Source organism: Leuconostoc sp. JNUCC 76, from assembly GCF_053667755.1.
The window spans coordinates 25,547-45,272 of record NZ_CM132206.1 but is presented as its reverse complement, the minus strand read 5'-3'; the positions used below and the strand labels follow the sequence as shown (position 1 = coordinate 45,272).

18 protein-coding genes, 16 tRNA genes and 1 rRNA gene are annotated in these 19,726 nt (G+C 38.6%); 7 read left to right on the top strand and 28 right to left on the bottom strand.

What is annotated here, in order from left to right:
• Positions 1 to 55: 55 nt before the first annotated feature.
• Positions 56 to 127, top strand: a tRNA-Asn gene (locus tag JNUCC76_RS00280).
• 361 nt (positions 128 to 488) lie between these two features.
• Complete coding sequence (locus JNUCC76_RS00275; RefSeq protein ID WP_454154903.1) at positions 489 to 1,349, top strand: aldo/keto reductase; 861 nt, start codon at positions 489 to 491, stop codon at positions 1,347 to 1,349.
• 51 nt (positions 1,350 to 1,400) lie between these two features.
• Here the strand turns inward: JNUCC76_RS00275 and JNUCC76_RS00270 are convergent, their stop codons facing one another.
• From JNUCC76_RS00270 to JNUCC76_RS00250, 5 genes are read right to left on the bottom strand one after another with little or no spacing between them, the layout of a single operon-like run.
• Positions 1,401 to 2,168 carry an ABC transporter permease gene (locus JNUCC76_RS00270; RefSeq protein ID WP_454154901.1) on the bottom strand — a complete coding sequence of 256 codons (768 nt, stop codon included), beginning with the start codon at positions 2,166 to 2,168 and terminating at the stop codon, positions 1,401 to 1,403.
• Positions 2,169 to 2,171: 3 nt separating this feature from the next.
• Positions 2,172 to 3,077, bottom strand: coding sequence for an ABC transporter ATP-binding protein (locus JNUCC76_RS00265; RefSeq protein WP_454154899.1), 906 nt, complete (start codon positions 3,075 to 3,077; stop codon positions 2,172 to 2,174).
• 24 nt (positions 3,078 to 3,101) lie between these two features.
• Positions 3,102 to 3,935 (bottom strand): hypothetical protein, encoded by an 834-nt coding sequence (locus tag JNUCC76_RS00260; protein WP_454154897.1) that lies wholly within the window; start codon positions 3,933 to 3,935, stop codon positions 3,102 to 3,104.
• Complete coding sequence (locus JNUCC76_RS00255; protein WP_454154895.1) at positions 3,932 to 4,837, bottom strand: ATP-binding cassette domain-containing protein; 906 nt, start codon at positions 4,835 to 4,837, stop codon at positions 3,932 to 3,934. The genes JNUCC76_RS00260 and JNUCC76_RS00255 overlap by 4 nt, the downstream gene beginning before the upstream one ends.
• The gene (locus tag JNUCC76_RS00250) at positions 4,834 to 5,199 is read right to left on the bottom strand and encodes a GntR family transcriptional regulator (protein WP_454154894.1); all 366 of its coding nucleotides are present in this window, start codon (positions 5,197 to 5,199) and stop codon (positions 4,834 to 4,836) included. Before JNUCC76_RS00250 ends, JNUCC76_RS00255 begins: the two co-directional genes overlap by 4 nt.
• Positions 5,200 to 5,400: 201 nt before the next feature.
• Between JNUCC76_RS00250 and JNUCC76_RS00245 the strand changes: the two genes are divergently transcribed.
• From JNUCC76_RS00245 to JNUCC76_RS00235, 3 genes are all read left to right on the top strand, one after another.
• Positions 5,401 to 5,826, top strand: a complete 426-nt coding sequence (locus tag JNUCC76_RS00245) for a CopY/TcrY family copper transport repressor (RefSeq protein ID WP_454154892.1) — start codon at positions 5,401 to 5,403, stop codon at positions 5,824 to 5,826.
• Positions 5,823 to 7,853: a copper-translocating P-type ATPase gene (locus tag JNUCC76_RS00240; RefSeq protein WP_454154890.1), complete on the top strand. Its 2,031-nt coding sequence runs from the start codon at positions 5,823 to 5,825 to the stop codon at positions 7,851 to 7,853. Before JNUCC76_RS00245 ends, JNUCC76_RS00240 begins: the two co-directional genes overlap by 4 nt.
• Positions 7,854 to 7,945: 92 nt before the next feature.
• The gene (locus JNUCC76_RS00235) at positions 7,946 to 8,698 is read left to right on the top strand and encodes an MIP/aquaporin family protein (protein ID WP_454154888.1); all 753 of its coding nucleotides are present in this window, start codon (positions 7,946 to 7,948) and stop codon (positions 8,696 to 8,698) included.
• A 73-nt stretch (positions 8,699 to 8,771) separates the two neighbouring features.
• On the opposite strand, the gene JNUCC76_RS00230 is transcribed toward JNUCC76_RS00235, so the two are convergent.
• The 4 genes from JNUCC76_RS00230 to JNUCC76_RS00215 form a co-directional block, all read right to left on the bottom strand.
• Positions 8,772 to 9,665: an RluA family pseudouridine synthase gene (locus tag JNUCC76_RS00230; RefSeq protein ID WP_454154887.1), complete on the bottom strand. Its 894-nt coding sequence runs from the start codon at positions 9,663 to 9,665 to the stop codon at positions 8,772 to 8,774.
• Positions 9,666 to 9,747: 82 nt separating this feature from the next.
• Positions 9,748 to 10,188, bottom strand: a complete 441-nt coding sequence (locus JNUCC76_RS00225; RefSeq protein WP_454154885.1) for a MerR family transcriptional regulator — start codon at positions 10,186 to 10,188, stop codon at positions 9,748 to 9,750.
• 67 nt (positions 10,189 to 10,255) lie between these two features.
• Complete coding sequence (locus tag JNUCC76_RS00220; protein WP_454154883.1) at positions 10,256 to 11,317, bottom strand: glycosyltransferase; 1,062 nt, start codon at positions 11,315 to 11,317, stop codon at positions 10,256 to 10,258.
• Positions 11,318 to 11,369: 52 nt separating this feature from the next.
• Complete coding sequence (locus JNUCC76_RS00215) at positions 11,370 to 13,568, bottom strand: LTA synthase family protein (RefSeq protein WP_454154881.1); 2,199 nt, start codon at positions 13,566 to 13,568, stop codon at positions 11,370 to 11,372.
• A 101-nt stretch (positions 13,569 to 13,669) separates the two neighbouring features.
• Between JNUCC76_RS00215 and JNUCC76_RS00210 the strand changes: the two genes are divergently transcribed.
• Complete coding sequence (locus JNUCC76_RS00210) at positions 13,670 to 14,110, top strand: GNAT family N-acetyltransferase (protein ID WP_454154879.1); 441 nt, start codon at positions 13,670 to 13,672, stop codon at positions 14,108 to 14,110.
• A gap of 35 nt (positions 14,111 to 14,145) precedes the next feature.
• Here the strand turns inward: JNUCC76_RS00210 and JNUCC76_RS00205 are convergent, their stop codons facing one another.
• Together JNUCC76_RS00205 and JNUCC76_RS00200 are read right to left on the bottom strand one after the other, a co-directional pair.
• A complete protein-coding gene (locus tag JNUCC76_RS00205) occupies positions 14,146 to 14,937 on the bottom strand; it encodes a DUF6681 family protein (RefSeq protein WP_454154877.1) in 792 nt (263 codons plus the stop codon).
• Entirely contained in the window at positions 14,937 to 15,368 is a 432-nt protein-coding gene (locus JNUCC76_RS00200) for a hypothetical protein (RefSeq protein ID WP_454154875.1), read from the bottom strand. Before JNUCC76_RS00200 ends, JNUCC76_RS00205 begins: the two co-directional genes overlap by 1 nt.
• A gap of 235 nt (positions 15,369 to 15,603) precedes the next feature.
• Here JNUCC76_RS00200 and JNUCC76_RS00195 point away from each other — a divergent pair, with 235 nt between their 5' ends.
• Positions 15,604 to 16,380, top strand: a complete 777-nt coding sequence (locus tag JNUCC76_RS00195; RefSeq protein ID WP_454154874.1) for a TIGR01457 family HAD-type hydrolase — start codon at positions 15,604 to 15,606, stop codon at positions 16,378 to 16,380.
• A gap of 44 nt (positions 16,381 to 16,424) precedes the next feature.
• Here the strand turns inward: JNUCC76_RS00195 and JNUCC76_RS00190 are convergent, their stop codons facing one another.
• From JNUCC76_RS00190 to rrf, 17 genes are all read right to left on the bottom strand, one after another.
• Positions 16,425 to 17,630: an MFS transporter gene (locus JNUCC76_RS00190; protein WP_454154872.1), complete on the bottom strand. Its 1,206-nt coding sequence runs from the start codon at positions 17,628 to 17,630 to the stop codon at positions 16,425 to 16,427.
• A 404-nt stretch (positions 17,631 to 18,034) separates the two neighbouring features.
• Positions 18,035 to 18,108, bottom strand: a tRNA-Ile gene (locus JNUCC76_RS00185).
• A 32-nt stretch (positions 18,109 to 18,140) separates the two neighbouring features.
• Positions 18,141 to 18,211: transfer RNA gene (locus JNUCC76_RS00180), tRNA-Gly, on the bottom strand.
• A gap of 27 nt (positions 18,212 to 18,238) precedes the next feature.
• A tRNA-Phe gene (locus JNUCC76_RS00175) sits at positions 18,239 to 18,311 on the bottom strand.
• 20 nt (positions 18,312 to 18,331) lie between these two features.
• Positions 18,332 to 18,405: transfer RNA gene (locus tag JNUCC76_RS00170), tRNA-Asp, on the bottom strand.
• Positions 18,406 to 18,407: 2 nt separating this feature from the next.
• Positions 18,408 to 18,481 (bottom strand) — tRNA-Met (locus tag JNUCC76_RS00165).
• 31 nt (positions 18,482 to 18,512) lie between these two features.
• Positions 18,513 to 18,602 (bottom strand) — tRNA-Ser (locus tag JNUCC76_RS00160).
• A 23-nt stretch (positions 18,603 to 18,625) separates the two neighbouring features.
• Positions 18,626 to 18,699 (bottom strand) — tRNA-Ile (locus tag JNUCC76_RS00155).
• A gap of 13 nt (positions 18,700 to 18,712) precedes the next feature.
• Positions 18,713 to 18,786, bottom strand: a tRNA-Met gene (locus JNUCC76_RS00150).
• A gap of 28 nt (positions 18,787 to 18,814) precedes the next feature.
• Positions 18,815 to 18,888, bottom strand: a tRNA-Pro gene (locus tag JNUCC76_RS00145).
• Positions 18,889 to 18,956: 68 nt separating this feature from the next.
• Positions 18,957 to 19,030: transfer RNA gene (locus JNUCC76_RS00140), tRNA-Arg, on the bottom strand.
• A gap of 5 nt (positions 19,031 to 19,035) precedes the next feature.
• A tRNA-Leu gene (locus tag JNUCC76_RS00135) sits at positions 19,036 to 19,119 on the bottom strand.
• Between the two features lie 5 nt (positions 19,120 to 19,124).
• Positions 19,125 to 19,196 (bottom strand) — tRNA-Gly (locus JNUCC76_RS00130).
• Positions 19,197 to 19,204: 8 nt separating this feature from the next.
• Positions 19,205 to 19,277 (bottom strand) — tRNA-Thr (locus JNUCC76_RS00125).
• 40 nt (positions 19,278 to 19,317) lie between these two features.
• Positions 19,318 to 19,390, bottom strand: a tRNA-Val gene (locus tag JNUCC76_RS00120).
• A 4-nt stretch (positions 19,391 to 19,394) separates the two neighbouring features.
• A tRNA-Ser gene (locus JNUCC76_RS00115) sits at positions 19,395 to 19,485 on the bottom strand.
• Between the two features lie 41 nt (positions 19,486 to 19,526).
• Positions 19,527 to 19,643 (bottom strand): 5S ribosomal RNA (gene rrf / locus JNUCC76_RS00110).
• Between the last annotated feature and the right edge of the window lie 83 nt (positions 19,644 to 19,726).

The following is a 19,726-nucleotide window of genomic DNA, read 5'->3' as shown; positions in this document are numbered from 1 at the left end:
GTTGACAAGATATGCCAACGTTGATATACTTTAATAGTTGATTAATTCAGCTAATTGCTCCATAGTTCAGTGGTAGAATAACGCACTGTTAATGCGCAGGTCCTTGGTTCGAATCCAAGTGGAGCAGTATAAAAAAGCACCAAAATCGATAAGGTTTTGGTGCTTTTTAGTTGCTTTAAAACAGCTAGATTCTTTCACCACTCAAAACGAAACCCCCGCATCCAAAGATACGGGGGAGAGAAGAGAATTATAATTTGAGAGAATAATAATAGATTGAGTGTATCTTTTTTAGGGGGCTTCGCTAATTTGACAATTTAAGTATTGTTGTCAATATAGTCACTGTACTGCACTAACATTAAACCAGTGTTAAAATAATTATTTTTCTCCGTGCACTAAAAATCAATTAGTGAGACTGACATGTTATACTGAGAGTAACTGGTGCTATCAAGACAACACCGTATAATAAAAGACTTACGGAGGTAAATCACATGTCCCTTATAGATACATATAAGCTAACCAACGGCATCGAAATTCCTATAATTGGGTTTGGAACTTGGCAAAGTGCAAACGGTACAGAAGCTTATCAGTCTGTGCGTTGGGCTCTAGAAGCAGGTTATCGCCACATCGATACAGCGGCTGTATATGGTAATGAAGATTCTGTCGGTCGTGCCATAAAAGATTCTGGTATTCCACGTGATGAATTGTTTGTAACGACTAAACTTTGGAATGATGCGCACACATATGAAAAAGCTATACAAGCGCTTGACACATCTCTTAGCAAGCTTGGCTTAGATTACGTTGATTTATATTTAATCCATTGGCCAAATCCTGCTGCCTTGCAAAAACAAGGAAAGGATGCCTGGATTGATGCAAACGCAGATACTTGGCGTGCTTTGGAAGATGAATATAAAATAGGAAAAACGACAGCCATTGGTGTTTCGAATTTCCAAATTGAACATCTAGAAGCACTAGCCAAAACACAAACTATAGCACCCATGGTTAATCAAAACTTTTTAAATCCTTCTGATAACCAACAAGAATTAGTTGCCTATGATAAAGATCATGGCATGCTTAACGAAGCCTATTCCCCATTAGGTACAGGAAAGCTCGTTGATTTACCACAAGTCGTTAATCTAAGTGAAAAATACAATAAATCGGTACCGCAAATATTAATTCGTTGGTCTTTGGATAAAGGATTTTTACCTTTACCAAAATCAACACATGAAACATACATTAAAGCCAATGCCGATGTATTCGACTTTGCTCTAACATCAGCAGAAATTGCATCATTAGACTCACTCACTGGTGTGGGTGGATTCCATACTGATGCTTCCTCAGCCGATTTTTAAATAAAAAACACGAACTCACATCACGTTCGTGTTTTTTATTATTTACTAATTTTAAACGCTGCGTTTCCTAAAGATTAAATAAGCGATACCATACATCAACACAATATATATCAAGTATGCTGATATCATTGCTCCTTGTGACATATCCATTATTTGTGCCATTATACTAGGTTTAACTTGTCCAAGACTAGCAATACCTAAATAAATATTGAATGGATTCCACTTCAATATTGGTGCTAAATCAATTAATTTCAACGAAATAACAGAGATGATTGGTGTAGCAACTATCATAACTACGCCAAGTCCAATAGCAGCTCCTGAACTCTTGACCATGTTCGTAACCATCAATACTAATGCAGCCACAAATATCATTTGAAGTGCTACATCCATCATCGAAATCATCATACCCTGCCAACTGTTCCCTATATATCCTAACTTTTGTGAGAAATCATATTTAGGGGCAAATATAGCAGTAGCCAAAACAGTACCAATAAAAGCTGATAAGAACAATCCAATGTAAACACTAATGTTTAATAACAACTTACTGATGAACACTTCACCTCGACTAAAGCGACGTGACAGCAATGGACGAATTGTACCAAAACCGAACTCTTGAGAGATAGACAAAGCAGTAATAATGATTCCTGCCATTTCAACATAAATTAAGGACTCACCAAGATTAATAATCGATCCAGCTGATCTTGTTGACTTAAAAATGCCGATGATAGCAATGGGAAAAATAAATCCTAAAATCAACCAAATGTATAATCTATTTTGCTTGATTGCTTTGTAATATTCTTGCTTCATTAATGTTAACATGCGTTATTCCCCCTGATTATCAGCCGCTAGCATATCAAGTAGTGACTTTTCTAGATTGCCAGTTACCGTATTAAGTGATTGAATTTGTATATTGGCTGCATTGAGTGCTGTAATCACTTGCTGCAAATTTTCTGCCCCACTAATTTGCAACTGACCGTTATCGATTGTAGCTTGCCAATTTTTATCTTGTGCTATTTGTAGAGCTGATTCATTATCACTAGTGTCAAATGTCCAACGTGCTTGGTCATGAATAAAGAACGTTTCTATGGTAGCCGTTTGAATAATTTTACCGTGATTAATGATTACAACATCATCAACTAGTTTTTGTAATTCATCCAATAGATGGCTTGAAATCAAGAAAGCCACCCCTTCTTCCGCCAATGAGCGAATTAATTCACGCAAGTCGTGAACCGATTGTGGGTCAAGTCCGTTCATCGGTTCATCCAAAATAACTAATTTTGGATTTCGGATGAGCGCAATAGCAATACCAAGGCGCTGTTTCATACCCAATGAAAAGTTTTTCGCCTTGCGTTTTCCAAAATTGTCCCCGTCAATTTGCGTTTTTTGCATTAATTCTTTGAAATCAGCGGGATTTTTTGTGTCCATTGCATACAACTTCAAGTGTTCTAGTGCGGTTAAGTTCGGATAAATGGCTGGATATTCAATCAAATTACCAATTTTATCAAGCGCACTATGATTATTAAAGGTCACAGGTTGCCCATCAAACGTGATTTTTCCAGATGAGTAACTCATTAAACCAGTAATAGCACGCATGGTTGTTGATTTACCAGCGCCATTGGGACCTATCAATCCAACAATGTGACCAGCTTCAACGTTAAAACTGACGTCATCCATTGCTGCTCTATTACCATATTTTTTATTAACGTTTTTTACTTCCAATAATGCCATGTTTTTCCCCTTTTATTGAATCAACTATTTTTGCCAAGATAGCTTTGGTTTAAATACGAAGATGAATGTGATTACGCTCAAAATTGCTGGCAATACGAATGAGCTTGCTGTCAGTGGACTCTCATTTAGTGGCAAGAACAGTGTTGATATAAACACAAATATAACCACTGGCCATCGCAAAGCCGGTACACGTACTGCGTCGTGTTCACTTTCTATCCCGATAATGCCCACAATATAGTAACTAGCACCCAGTAAGAGCATTGCTACGATAAATGTAACTAACTTTGTAAACTCAGCGTTTTGAACTAGTTCTTTCATCCCAAAGTCAATAGATATTGTGTTCACACTCACAGATAGCGATGAGCAAACAACTAATACAAAAAAGCTACCTACGATTTTTTGCCATATTGGTCCAATAATTGTACTAACCAACGCCACCACACTAGCCACGTAAAATAATTCCACAGCGTCGTTTAAATTGTTACTCGCCACCTTGTGCAAATTATCAGAGCGTATTGTAATGGACATGAATAAGTCAATAGCAGCACCCAGTATAATTGGCGCAATAATCATCCACACCACTTTACTGATGAAAAACTGCCTTCTAGAGGCACTTTGCGTACTCAACCATGTGTTTAAGTGTCTTGTTTGATCTGCGTACGTAGCGGCGCCTGCTGCTATGAGCATTATACCCATAAGTAGGCCTCCCAACTCGCTATCACTTCCTATGTTTGTTATTGCTCGCCCATAATATGTATTCACGCCCCCAATAAAACAAGTTACTAGAACACCAAGGATTGCTATTAATATGATTTGATTTGATTTAATCCTGCCATATAGCCGTAGTGCTTGTTTCATTGTTCACCCCCTAATTCTTGCTGCCACGCGTATACTTCGTTGGCAAAGCTCGCGCGGAATATGTCTTCACTGCTAATTGGTAGTTCTTCTATGAACTTGAAATCAGATCCAGCTAACTTAATACCAATATCCTCATCAAAATTATCAAACACAATGGTTACAATATGACCAACCTGAGCAATGATTGTCCCATTATTTCTTAGAAACTCTGGCATCACATCCCCATCGTAAGCTAGTTGATACTTTTTAATGTTTTTATTATTTTCAATCGCAAATGCGCGATCAATTGTGCCATCTTTTAGCAATAGAATACGATCAACTAAAGTATCAAGCTCAACCAAATTATGTGACGCAATCAGAACGGTCGTATTGTTTTTTGTCACACGATCAATAATTAACTGTTTTACCTGATCTCGAACTAATACGTCTAATCCATCAAGCGGTTCATCTAATAAAACATATTGAGCACGGCTAGCGAAACTGACAATAATCGTGAACAACGCTTTCATCCCTTTTGAATAATTTTGAATACGTTTATTATTGTTTAGTCCAAATTGATTCAAACGTTCATCATACCATTCTGAATCAAAATTCGTATAAGCGACAGATAAAATTGATTTAATCCGCTTTGGTGTGTAATATGCTAGCCAATTGTCTGGCATATCAATATAAAATAGTTGGTCATGAACTGCAATTGTTTTCATATAATCTTTATTATCTAGACCAATACGACCAAAATCAGCTTGCATCTCCCCAGATATTGTTCTAAATAATGTTGTTTTCCCCGCACCATTACGGCCAACTAGTCCAACAATTTCTCCCTCGTTGAGTTCAAAACTTGCATTTTTTAGAATGGCATGATGGTGTATCTTTTTAGAAATATTTTCTAAAATTAAACTCATGATATTTCTCCATATAATTCTTCAATCCAACTATGTAGCTGCTTGGCATCAATAGATGCACGTTTGGCTTCAATAACAATTTCGGTCATTTTTAAACGTAATTGTGCTAATAATTTATCATCTACAATGCCCTCGTTTTCACGAACAAAAGTACCTTTACCGGTCACCGTTTCAATCACATTTTGCGCTTCAAGAGCCTTATAAGCCTTTGCCACTGTATTTGGATTTAATCCCTCAATTAAAGCCATTTCTCGAACTGATGGTAATTTATTACCAATATGCAATACCCCAGACGCAATTTGCGCTTTAATACGCCACATTAACTGCTCATATAATGGTTGACTGCGTTGAATTTGCGCCATCTGTGCACTTCCTTATTAAATTTTGATAGGTTTTTATAAATTCTCCTATCAATAACTGTTCCTTTGTGTGTTTCATTGTTCCCCATGATATCTGTACTACGTGTACTATAATACACAGTACACTTTGTCTTGTCAATCTTTTTTATTCATAAAGTATTCAAAATAGTTGTGTTTTTTAGTTTACAGTTGTAAACTAAAAATATGAATAACCTACTAACAACAAGTGAATGGGAAATAATGCGTGTGATATGGACGTTAGGTGAAGCTACCACCAATCAAATCATTCACATTATGCACAACCAGAAAGATTGGCAGCCATCAACCGTTAAAACGCTAATCAACCGAATACTAAAAAAGGGATTGTTACGCACAGATGGTGCTACACGCAACCGCTTATATACACCAACTATAGGTGAAAATGAAACGATGACCCAAACACTACGTGCCACAATCGACGATATGTGTGCCATGTGTATTGGTCACACATTAGTGGATGTACTTGCTGACATGACCTTATCTCAATCAGACATTGCCAAACTACAAGCGTTACTAGAACAAAAAATGAAAAATGCCCCAGAAAGCATTGCTTGTAACTGTCTACCCGAAAACTGTGAGGATTGTAAATGACTATGAACCATGACCACATGAATATGACAAATAAAGATACATCACATGAGCACCACGATCATATGGACATGTCCAGTCATGAACACACTTCTCATGCCGGCATGGACAGTATGGATATGTCAGACATGAAACGCCGTTTTTGGTGGGCTTTTTTCTTAATGATTCCAATCATCATTATCACCCCGTTCATGGGTATCAACTTGCCATTTACTTTTACTTTCCCTGGCAGTTCTTGGGTATCTGCGCTATTATCTACCCTCCTCTACTTCATTGGTTCCAAACCTTTTTGGGATGGTGCGCGCGCTGAATTTCGTACTAAAAAACCCGCTATGATGAGCTTAATTACTGTCGGGCTGAATGTTACTTTTTGGTATTCTATTTGCGCGGTTCTATCAACGCAACTACTTCATGTTCACGTTATGGATTTCTTTTGGGAATTTGCAACACTAAATGTTATTATGCTTCTAGGTCACCGAATTGAGATGTCTGTGACCATGCAAGCCGGAAATGCAACGGCCAAGTTAAGCGAACTAATACCAAACATTGCTCATGTTAAACATGATAATATGTTGATGGATATGCCTATTAACACACTAAAATCAGACATGATTGTTCGTGTGTTGGCTGGTGAATCTTTCCCTGCTGATGGTACTATAATTGAAGGTGTAAGCCAGGTTGATGAATCTTTAATGACTGGTGAAAGTCGACTAGTCGAAAAGAAAATGGGTTCTAAAGTGGTAGGTGGTAGCATTAATGGTAATGGCACACTCGATGTCAAATTAACTACCGTTGGGGATGATTCGTTTATTGGCCAGCTAAAAGAAACCTTACTATCTTCTCAAGATAAGAAGTCGCGTGCTGAAACACTTGCAGACAAAGTCGCATCATGGCTGTTTTGGGTGGCTTTATTATTTGCTATTGGTTCTCTACTTATTTGGACTCCATTACGTGGATTAGGTTTTGCAATTAATATTGCCGCAACTGTATTAGTCATTGCCTGCCCCCACGCTTTGGGTCTAGCAGTACCTTTGGTCATCAATCGAACAAAGGCGATCGCAGCAAAAGAAGGCATATTAATCAAAAATCGTAAAGCACTAGTGGCAGCAAATCATTTAAAGTTTGCTTTAATGGATAAAACTGGTACATTAACAACTGGAAAATTTACTGTACAACGCTTTAGTGTCTATGATTTTGATCAAAGTAAAGCACTAGGAATTATGAGCGCCTTAGACCAGCAATCCACGCATCCACTTGCGCAATCCATCGTTAACTACGCAAAAGAAAAACACGCACCAAAAATACAAGCATCACATGTAGAAAACATTGCCGGTTATGGTGTACGTGGTAAAATAGATGATCAATTATATACACTTGCATCGGCAAAATATCTCAAACAAAATCATATTACTTTTACGCCACTACAAACAGAAGGCTCAATTTCTTACTTATTGGAAGAGGGACGCGTTATAGCTGCACTAGCACAAGGAGACCATCTCAAAGAATCAGCCCCTGCCTTTATTCGCAACTTATTGAATCAAGGAATTACACCTGTTATGATCACAGGTGACAACGAATTGGCTGCTCAACAGATTGCTGACGAGTTAAAAATAACAGATATCCATTCACAAGTATCCCCTCAAGACAAAATTAAGTTGGTTTCAAAGTATCAACAACATGGTATGACAATGATGATTGGCGATGGTATTAATGATGCCCCAGCCTTAGCTCAAGCTAATTTAAGTATTGCCATCGGTGTTGGAACGGAAGTGGCACATGCTTCCGCTGATGCTATATTGATAGCCGACCAATTATCAAAAATTATTGACTTTATTAATTTAGCTAAGCGTAGCAATACTAAGCAAGTGCAAAACCTATGGTGGGGAGCCAGCTATAACATCATTGCCATCCCATTGGCCGCAGGAATATTATCATTCGCCGGTCTCATGTTAAACCCGATGGTTGCAGCCGTAGTGATGTCGCTATCAACAATAATTGTCGCTATCAATGCATTATTATTAAAATATTAGCTATACCTTTCCTTAATATTTAACAACCAGTTAATCTAAGAGTGTATAATGATAAGTATTGGTAATTTTACATACATATAAGGAGAAATTTCATGCGTAAGTATATCGCAGAATTCCTTGGAACATTTATGTTGGTGTTCTTTGGAACTGGTAGCGTTGTTTATTCAGCAGCTACAACACAATCGGCCATCACTGTCGGTTTGGCATTCGGTCTTTCATTAGCTGTTGCCATCTATGCCTTTGGTCATATCTCAGGTGGACATTTTAACCCTGCCGTTTCATTGGCAATGGCTATTCAAAAGCGTTTACCATGGGTAACATTTATTGGCTATGTGATTGCACAATTACTTGGTGCTATTGTTGCTTCCGCTGCTGTTTATGGCGGTGTAACAGCTTACCTGAAATCATCAACTGTAACTACTGCTTTGTCTGGTCAATCAATGACTGTGAAACAATTCGTAACCTTAGCTGGTCTAGGACAAACAAACTTCTCTGATGGTTCAGGTTGGTATGCATTTGCGTTTGAACTTGTATTAACATTCTTGTTCGTTTTGGTAATTGCAATTGTTACTAAGTTAAATAACGTTCCTGCACCATTTATCATTGGTATCTGGTTAGCCGTGTTAGTTGTTGTTGTATTGCCAATTACTGGTGGTGCATTTAACCCTGCACGTGCCTTAGCTCCTGCAATCTTTGTTCAAGGGAAAGCACTTACTCACGTATGGGTTTACCTTGTTGCTGACTTACTTGGTGGTGCATTGGCAGCATTTGCTGCTAACTTCCTTAACAAAAAAGAAGAAGTTGCAAGTACACCAAAAGAAGTTAAAGAAACTAAGCAAGCATAATTTCATCTTAGTAAAATAATGATGTCAGATAAAAAGACGAACGCTTGAATGAGTGTTCGTCTTTTTATGTTGTTTATCGTAGCTGTCTTGGAAAATCAATTGGGAGTGGTCCTGTAATCATTCTTACTCCCTTATCAAACGGTAACGATATTTTTATGGTTGCTGAATGTAGCAGCATACGGCCATTATGTACACCACCGTATAGCTCATCCCCAACAATAGGGTGTCCTATACTAGCTAAATGCACGCGAATTTGATGCATGCGTCCTGTACTTAATTGCACCCGTAGTAATGAACTGTAAAACACCGTATGCATTCGCCACCAGTGTGTCACCGCTGTTTGGGATTCTTTCCCATCAACGGCACGTTTTCGATCATCTCTGGCGTCGATTCCTATCGGTGTTGTGATTGTCCCATGATTAGCTTGCACCACACCACTAACCCACGTCACATAAGTTCGTGTAATCTGTTTATCCGCTAACATTCTATCTAAAATTGGTACCACGACGGGGTTCTTTGCTACAATTACTAAACCTGAAGTTGCTCGATCTATCCTGTGAACCATATAAGGTTGATCACTCACCTTTCGCTGAATAAATTCACCTGCTAAATAGTTCAACAAAGTATCAGTTTCCGTTGGCGAATGCGGATGCATTTTCATACCTGCAGGTTTATCAACAACAACCAAGTCTTTATTTTCAAAAATGATATTTACCGACTTCTGATGGTTGGGCAAATAATTTGATTCACTGGTACGAAAGTCATCTGCATCAAAATTAAGCTGCAAATGATCCCCTGTTCGTAATTCATAGTTGGTAGGTACAATAGTATTATTCACACTAAAATGTTTTTTTATTCGCAAAGCGCCGCGAATTCTTTGTGGCACGTACCATTTTATCAACAGTTCCTTAACAGTTTGACCAGAATTCTGGGATGTTATTATAAAATTGTACTGCCACTTTTTCATATATCTAGTTCTCTATTTTCGTTCAGATGCCCAGCACAGAAATGCGAATATACATAATAAAAAATGATTGCCTGTTTGACAATCATTTTTTACTATCGACAACGCGATACTTGGCTTTACCATCCTCTAAAAATACGTATAGCAATTGTGTCTCATCGTCATCAAAGTAACCCATATTCACAGCCACAGTGCCTTGAAAGTCTTCTAGGCCCTGAAATGCTTGTCTCATAATATGCTTTGTAATCATTGCACTGTCAATGTGTTCCTCGGCATGGATCACTGCTGTACGTAAGGTATCGCCATCATCAATGTGTTGTTTAATAATCATCACCTTTAAGAATGCACGAAATCCATACAAGCGGGATTCTTGCTCATCATTACGATCCAGTGCCTTAACGTAACCTTGTTTTTCCCAATAACGCAGTTGTCGGGTAGATACGCCTGTCATACGCGCAAGATCGCCAATACCAAATTGTAACTTATCGAATGCTGTTTTTTTGTGACTAGGGCTGCAATTGTTCATGAATTAAACCTCTAAGTTAATATTATATAGTTGTCAAGTTACTTGTCAACAAATATATGTATGATAATTAAAATAAAGTTTCCCACTGCTTCAAAATGGGTTCGATTTGAAAATCACGAACACGATTTAAGGACTTTTCTGCTAAATCAAGTTGTTGCTGACGAGTGTTGATTAGCCGTTGAATCGCTATGGCCGCACCATCAATGTCACCGTTCTCTACCAAAACCCCAAATTCACCTTCATTTAATACTTCTGCAGATCCTGTCTGTCTCATAGCGATAATTGGCAACCCAAAACTCATAGCCTCAACTAGAACAAGCGGTAATCCTTCCCAGCGTGATGTTTGTAGAAATAAACTGGAGTTACGATAATGGTCACGCAATTCATCATCTTTCAATGGACCACGATATATTATTTTTTCATGCGCCCCGTACTCATTGATTAATTGCCCAAAGGTTTCCATATCCTCCTGCATCCCACCACCGGCAATTGCTAATTTCCAATCATCCGGTAGTTTAGTGGCCAATTGTACGGCAAAATCAATTCCTTTGTGTTGAATAGCGATACGTGCCGTAAACGATATAATGTGTTTCTCCAATTTAGAAAGGCCTTTAGGTGCAATTGTCAAAGGATTCCAAATTTTAACCGTGTGTTCATTATATTTTTTAAAGCCACCCAAATCAAAATCAGTTAGTACCACTACTGCGTCTAAAACACGTAAGCCGGCTATAAATTCCTCGCGCATCATTGCATAGTATTGATCTCTATATGTCGTAATGTTGTTATGCATCCACCCAAGCAGTTTTGTGTGTGGCAACTTCGATTTCAAGACAGCTGCAAAACTGGATAGTAGTCCACCTGCTAAAATAACTACATCATAGCGCTGTGCTAAAAGTGAAAAATTCTCAATAGCTTGGGCGTATCTTTCAAATGGATGCGCATCACTTGTTAGACGTAGCGCGGGTGAAGCAACAACTAAAGGTGCTGACAATTCATAAAACGGTGGTAAATCAGAAAAACTATAATAGGTAACTTCATGTCTTGCTGCCAGTGCATTACCGACAACAGTTGTTGCTCGTTTCATTCCCCCGAGTTCAATATTTTCGAGCACAATTAAAATTTTTGCCATATAATACTCCAAATTTATATTCCTGTCATCACGACAGGTTGATTTCTAAAAATTATTCGTCGTTACTCCAATCATCCGCATTTCGTGGTAATAGTCGTGTTGTATCAGTCTTCTCATCATCAATTTCTGGCGCATCAGTAATATAATCACTCAACGTTGACTTATTACCATTCTGAGCAAACAAACTTGTTGATTTTGTTCCCAATTTTTTATTTTGTTTCTTCAGTCGTTTAATGGTTGCTTCTTTACTATAGTCAAAACTATTAGCCTTGACTGACTTGAATCCTTCAGGTGTATAGAATTTAAGTAAGTTTTTTTGGTTTAAGTTATCTGACATGGATAACTTTTTATTCACATATGCCTGAATTTTATCAACCTTGGCCTGCAATGACTTACCTGGAGTTACAATTTCCTGCCCTGTCTTAGTATTCCATATTCTTCCCGATAGACTGGCATATTCGGGCGTTATCCAGTCTTTATTTCGAAATGCGACAATTTGCTTATGATTTTTACTCAATAAATCTTGCCCGAATTGAATGTAACGTTTCGTACTAATGCCCAATAAATGTTCTATCGTTGGGGCTACATCAATTTCACCACCATAAGTATGGTCAACATAACCGTTTTTCATTCCCGGAATGTGAACAATTAATGGTACTCGCTGAAGGTTTGCATTGTCTAGATCAGTCCAATCGTCAGAGTCTTTTCCCAATAGTGAAGCTAAATAAGAGGCATCTGTGTTTGAAATACCATAGTGATCACCGTACAAAACAACAGCTGTATTTTTATATAACCCCGATTTTTTCAGATAAGCAAAAAATTCTTTCACAGATTGATCAAGATAATGATTAGTAATGAAATAATTATCAACTAATTTTGATCCAGTATTACTCGTTTGGAAATTAGGATCTTGATCTTGTTTATCTAAAGTAAACGGTGTGTGATTAGTTACTGTTAAATATTTAGCATAGAATGGTTGTTGTAGTCGCTCCAAATAAGGTATTGAATTATGAAATAACAACTTATCTTTCAGACCCCAAGAAGTTGCTTTTTTTCCAGTAATATCAAAATAATCACCTGAAACCCAATTTTGATAACCCATTCGTTTATAAACTGTACTACGATTCCAAAATGAACCCGTATTACCATGGAATACTGCACTGGAATAGCCTGCCCGTTGGTTCAAAATTGCCGGCATCGCTTGGAAAGTCTGATCATCACCCAATTTAGTAAATAAAGATCCCTGTGGCAAACCAAATGTAGACGTCTCTAACATATTTTCTGCATCTGACGTTTTTCCCTGCCCTACTTGATTGAAAAAGTTATCAAAAGCAACGGTTGACTTACTGTGGTAAAGACTGTTCAAAAATGGGGTGACTTCCTGCCCGTTTATTTTTCGATCAATCGACATTTGTTGAAAGCTTTCCAGATGAATGACGATTACATTCTTTCCCTTAGCTTTTCCATAAAATTTAGGATTAATCGCAGCATAGTTTTTCTTAATGTAGTTTTGCACAGCTGTCAATTCTGATGGTGTAGCTGTTTTTCGGATTTGACTAGTTTGATAGGTATTGATGGCATCATAAATTGTAAACGGTCCTATACCAAGGTATTTAACCATGTACTCTCGATCGAACTGCCGAACCAGTAATTGGGGTCGATTCAAGTCAGCCAGCAATAGATTTGCCATAAAAATAAATACACCTATGGTTAAAATTTTAAATGGTTGCAACCGTACCATTGGACGACTATCAAAATGAATTTTTCGCGCTAAGAATAAGCCGAGTAGGATGATAATATCAATCCAGAAAAGCACATCATGAATCCCAAACGCAATCGCTCCAGCTGCTTTACCACCCTGATTAACCGAACTGTAGCCCAACATGGTGTTAACTGACATAAAATCAGAAAACTCACGAAAATAAATGACATTTAAATATAATAGGCCCGTCATTGCGGCATCAAGCAAAATCAATGCCCCATAATATAATTGCTTAGGCTTAATAAATAACGCAATACTAAAGATAATTATCGTAAACCCAATTGGATTGATTAACATCAAGAATATCTGCAAAGGGTCGGAGACATGTAACCAATAAAAATCAGCACCGTATGCCAAAATGGTCTTTAACGTGAACAATATAACCGTCCATGTAAAAAAACCTTTACGAGTATTTAGCTGTTTAATCCAATTTTTTGGCGCCAAAGCTTCATGCCAAATATTTTTTAAATATTTTTTCATAACTCTCATTATACCAACTTTACAAGGTTTAGGTTTATAATTTCTGCTGAACTAGCGTTTCACTGTTGTCTCCATTGCTTTTCTTGCACTTAACTTGCTATAATAATGCTATGAAAATACAGATTAAACATGAACAAGGCCTCGGACCTATCCACGAAGATGCCCTAGCAATACGTAAAGCAGTTTTTATTGTTGAGCAAGGGGTTAACATTAAAGATGAATTGAATGATCAAGCTGCTGAAGAGAATGCTATCCATATCGTTATTTATGTAGATAACAAACTTGCAGCCACTGCTCGAGTATTAGCAGAATCAGATGATACTTGGCACATACAACGTGTCGCTACATTATTCCCTCTTCGTGGGCAGGGATTAGGTAGACAACTTATGAAATACATTGAAACCCTAGCACCATCTTATGGTATTCAAAACCTTGTCCTTGGTGCTCAAATTCAGGCCCGAGGATTTTATGAATCCCTTGGCTTTACAGCGGTTGGGGCGACTTTTTTTGAAGCTGGAATACAACATATACATATGAAAAAAGAGCTATAATTAATTATTAGCTCTTTTTTTATGCAATAGTATTGTTATATATGATCATAAGCTATTTCTATTTTTATTTTGTAGGGCTGCACATCATCAACTAACTCACTCCGTGTCGCTAAATGACTTGGCCCTCCTATAAGGACTACTGAGGCTATTGCCAAGCGATAATTAGTCAATGCTTGAGACGTAGGGGTTAGACCAACCATAGAAACATTACCCAATTCTCGAGCTTGTAATTGGTTAATACCCCCGAATATTTGTAGCGTACCATTATTTTCACTCATTGCAAAATAAGGTAGCAAAGTACCTGGATGATTGGCGTAAACTACTCCTTGTTGCGCAATAATCTGTCGTTGCGCTTGTTCGCCAAGATGCCCATAATCATTTGCTATTAAATCAAGTTGTCGCATCTCTAATGCAAGCGTGTCTAAATTGGCCTGTTGCTGCGCGTCACTTACCACTGTTCCTAACATCACATTCTGTCGACTGTATAGTCCATTAGCCGGCATGATAACCGTCTCCGATTCACGCTCACTCTTTTCCTCATGAGGGCCCCCTAATAATTTCTCAATTCTAGGTGAAACATCCCACTTACTCGTATGCTTCGTAAAATAATATACTACATTCAAAATGACGAAATAAAGTAATAGTAAAAATACTGCGGCAATTAATGCACCACGCAACCAACGACCATTCACAAAAAAACGATAAGCTAAATAAAGTAAGTACCAGACACCTCCGGCGCCAACAACAGTATATATGCGACCCTTGGTTTTTGAATTTGTCGTAAAATATCCGAGATAATGATTAATTAAATCAAGAACTGTCAGCATTATTGGGTATCCTCCGAACTACTTGTTGTACGTGTTGCATTTGATGAACTTGATGTTGCATTAGTAGCACTTGACGATGTCGCCGAAGAAGATGTACCAGATGATGATGTAGCAGTACTTGAGGTTGTCGTATCTGCGGCCGAAGTTGTAGCAGCCGATGACGTATCCTCAGCTGACGTATCATCCGATGTTGAACTTGACTCGTCATCGCTACTTGACGATGATGAGCTACTTGATTTATCATCACTACTTGTTGTGCTACTTGTTATCATCGAAGTGCTCACGGCACTACTAGCACTTGATGATACTTTCCCACCTTCACTTGTACCAGTTGCAACGTTTACTGCTAAGTTTGCAGCACTGATAGCAACAATTAAAGAAACAATAGCTGATGGTGTTAAAAACGGTGGTGTTCGATATTTTTTAGGCATAATTTATTCCCCTGTTATTCTATTTTACCCTTTCTATATCAAATTAGGATAAAAATTTAACCTATAACCAACGAAAACCCGCAATTACTTGCGGGCGAACTATATTTATAAAATATTTTAGGAGATTTTATTTTAGGGAGATTGTGATGAGAGAGAAGTCCGTTGATTCGTTGTTTGATATCAACCAATGTTGATGGGTATAATATAGACATTCAATATTAAATGGAGATTAAACATGTCAAAATATAAAGCTTACTTCATCGACCTAGATGGCACAATATATCAAGGCAAAAAAAAGATGAATTCTGGCAAACGATTCATTGATCGACTAAAGGCAGCTAATATTCCTTACCTATTTGTAACCAATAATTCAACCAAAAGCCCAGAGGATGTGGCTGATAACTTAACCAAAAACCACGAAATTGAAACATCGACCGACCAAGTTTATACTAGCTCAATGGCAACAGCTGATTATCTCAAAGCAATGGCTTCACCTGACAAAAAAAGAGTATATATAATAGGCGAATCTGGTCTACGGGATGCATTAATAAATGCTGATTTTACAATAACTAGTGACGAAAATGCTGATTTTGTTGTCGCTGGACTAGATCGAACATTCAACTATGAAAAACTCACCACCGCTACATTAGCAATCCAACAAGGTGCACAGTTTATTGCAACAAATCGTGATACTAATTTACCCAATGAACGCGGCATGTTACCTGGAGCTGGTTCATTAATCTCTGCCATCCAAACTGCCACACAGGTTGAACCAACAGTGATAGCTAAACCAGAAATACCCATTATGGATGGTGCATTAAAAAGACTCCATATTAATCGACAAGATGTTGTTATGGTTGGTGATAATTACAATACTGACATTCTTGCTGGTATTAATTCCCAAATTGACACATTACTCGTATATTCAGGAGTTTCTACGCCTAAACAAATTTCTCAAGTTACTCAAAAGCCCACCCATGAAGTTGAGACTTTAGACAATTGGATAATTTAAAAATAAAAGCAGTATGTTTCACGTGAAACATACTGCTTTTATTTTTAAGCCAATTCCTCGCTAGGAATGGTTGCTACATTTTTTTTGATACGGTCTGGATGGTAAAATACCAGATAGAGTATCGCTGAAACCACCGGAATGGTTGCTGAAACTAAGTACAATTCACGGAACGTCAACATAACATGTAAAGCACCTAAAGCATAAGGTCCAACGCCTAATCCCAAGTCCAAGCCGATGAAATATGTTGATAAGGCAATACCGACACGATGACTCGAAACTAACTTTAAGGAAACCGCTTGACCATTTGACATGAATGTTCCATATCCTAGACCAATGAACGCGCCGGACAATAACAAAGTGAATCCATTATGGGTCAATGCCAAAACAACTAAACCAAAAGCTAAGAAAAAGTAGCTCGGATACATAACGTAATTTTCACCAAAGCGATCAAAAATACGTCCTGACATTGGTCTTGTCAATGTCACAATACCGGCATAGACTACGAAAAAGAATGAACTAATCGAAACCAAGTTCAAGGTTTCTGCATATGAAGCCAAAAATGATAACACTGACGAATAAGACAAGCCCATCAAAAATCCTACACTAGCAATTAATAATACTTTAAATTCAATGAAACTAGAAAGCTTCCAAGACTTCAATTCGGATAAATGTTCTGGTGAAAGCGTCACATTATTAATTTTAATTGCAAACAATGCTACCATTGAAATTCCAATTAAAATAACCGATAATATCACAATAAATCGAAAACTAGTTGCATTCAATAATAATAAACCAATGAATGGGCCAATAGCCGCAGCTAAACTTGTACTCAATCCATAGTAATTTATACCCTCTCCTTTGCGTTTCTCAGGAATAAATTCGGTCACAATAGCGTTTAGAGCTGTTGAAGTCATTCCGTACGCAAAACCATTAAAGAGACGTACTGCATCTAATATAGCGATTGTTGGTACAAATAAGTAAGCAATTGTTGTAATTAAATATAGAATAGCGCCCCATCGCACAATTTTTTTTCGTCCAATTAGTTCTAACTCTTTTCCAACTATCAATCGAGCTATTAACGTTCCTATGATATAAATCCCAGAAGCCAATCCTGCCTGCCCAAACGAAGCATGTAGTTGATCATGTGCAACAACAGCAATTATAACCATCATCAGATAATACACTAAGTACACGATAAAGTTAATAATAGTAATTGTTAAAAAGCCTTTATTAAATAATTTTTCTTCCATTTTCCCAATCTCAAATTCTATTTAGCAACTCCAACAATAGCAAAGTAGCTATGTAGGTGCAAACATGAAATCAGATTTTAAAACATGCATATCGCGTTCCTTCACTCATTTTAACACTGCGCGCGTTTGCATGAAAATAATGTAAGCGTTAAGCCGTTGATATTAGATTACCACGATTTCACAAAGGTTGCAAAATTTTTTTCATTTACTTATATAATTGTCAAATAAGTTAACAAATAAGCTTTTAATATTATTAACTTACTTGTTTTCTCTTGTGAAATTTATTCATTTTCAGGAATTTACAGTAATTATTTCTTAAGCTTTATCTACATAAAGAAAATGTTTCACAGGTTTCTATACAAACAAAAAAGGAGAGGAACACCTCTCCTACTTATTAATCTTAATGGGCCATCCAGGACTCGAACCTGGGACCTCTGCGTTATCAACACAGCGCTCTAACCAACTGAGCTAATGGCCCTTATTCCCCTTGCCCACTCTTACATAGACAAAAGCGAATGACGGGAATCGAACCCGCATAGCCAGCTTGGAAGGCTGGAATTCTACCATTGAACTACATTCGCAAGCTTTTCTTCGGGATCATCTCCCTATGGCGCTGGACGGAATCGAACCGCCGACACATGCAGCTTCAATGCATTGCTCTACCAACTGAGCTACAGAGCCATCTCATTGCTTCCAATGAACGGTCACAGCGGGGCTCGAACCCGCGATCTCCTGCGTGACAGGCAGGCGTCCTAACCAGCTAGACCATGCGACCAATTGCGGGAGCAGGATTTGAACCTACGACCTTCGGGTTATGGGCCCGACGAGCTACCAGACTGCTCCATCCCGCGATTATATTATGACACCTTATTCAAATGCCTAAGGAGAATGTGGGATTCGAACCCACGCGCCGGTTTCCCGACCTGACGGTTTTCAAGACCGTTCCCTTCAGCCAGACTTGGGTAATTCTCCATTATTATTCTGCTTGTCCTGCATGGACCATGTTGGACTCGAACCAACGACCGGACGGTTATGAGCCGTCTGCTCTAACCAACTGAGCTAATGGTCCTAAATCGAGCCTATCGCGGCAGGGGGGATCGAACCCTCGACCTCTCGGGTATGAACCGAACGCTCTAGCCAGCTGAGCTACACCGCGGTCTGTCTTGATTAGCTTCCCTAATCAATCGGGATGACAGGATTCGAACCTGCGACCCCCTGGTCCCAAACCAGGTGCTCTACCAAGCTGAGCTACATCCCGAATTAGTCTATCGAGAGCTTATCGCCCCACTAAACTTAAAAAAAGAGTTTGAATTCCTTCAACCTCTATGCACCTAGCAGGAGTCGAACCTGCAACCTCCTGATTCGTAGTCAGACGCTCTATCCAATTGCGCTATAGGTGCATATATGCCGGCGACCGGGATCGAACCGGTACGATATTTCTATCGCAGGATTTTAAGTCCTGTGCGTCTGCCTATTCCGCCACGCCGGCATAGAAGCGGAAGACGGGATTCGAACCCGCGACCCCCACCATGGCAAGGTGATGTTCTACCACTGAACTACTTCCGCATAAATTATGCCGACTAAAGGACTCGAACCTTCGACCCCCGCTTTACAAGAGCGGTGCTCTACCAACTGAGCTAAGTCGGCATCGTTTATCCCGACGTGGCAAGTTTGACTCTAAAGTCAATGGACGCTACAGGGATCGAACCTGTGACCCCCTGCTTGTAAGGCAGGTGCTCTCCCAGCTGAGCTAAGCGTCCATGATGGAGAGGAAGGGATTCGAACCCTCGAAGCAAGTTCCCCTGCTTACACGGTTTCCAACCGTGCTCCTTCGGCCAGACTCGGACACCTCTCCGATTATCTTCCTACTGCTCTCTACTTCTTTTCATATGTACGGCACCGCATCGTCCTATCCTCGCAGGAAGCGATCCTCCAACTACTTTCGGCGCTATAGAGCTTAACTTCTGTGTTCGGTATGGGAACAGGTGTGTCCTCTATGCTATCGACACGACACCTTGAGTGTTAGCCACTCAAAACTAAATAGTAACAAATTCTTCTTCTATCCTAAACCACTCATAATTGCTTATCGAATATTT